General features: G+C 66.7%; 1 protein-coding gene. It reads right to left on the bottom strand.

Annotated elements, in window-relative coordinates; translation table 11 throughout:
* A partial coding sequence (locus tag SB751_RS32940; RefSeq protein ID WP_410749372.1) for an MFS transporter occupies positions 1-255 on the bottom strand: 255 nt, incomplete at both ends.

Below are 255 nucleotides of genomic sequence, written 5' to 3'. Positions count from 1 at the left end.
GACAGCGCGCCCACCGACGCCACCGCCAGCACGCACAGCCCGCCGCCCACGTAAGCCGCGCTGATCACCGGCGCGGGACGCGTCTTGTCCATCAGCCAGCCGACGATCACCGCACCGATCGTGCCGCCGATCTGGAACATCGCCGTCACATTGGCCGCGACCGTCACCGAAAGGCCCGCGTCCTTGATCAGCGTCGGCAGCCAGCCCGTCAGCAGATAAATCACCAGCAGGCCCATGAAATACGTCACCCACAAC

Source organism: Cupriavidus sp. SIMBA_020, assembly GCF_046535395.1.
Taxonomy (GTDB): domain Bacteria; phylum Pseudomonadota; class Gammaproteobacteria; order Burkholderiales; family Burkholderiaceae; genus Cupriavidus; species Cupriavidus campinensis.
This window is presented reverse-complemented; position numbering and strand designations above follow the sequence as displayed.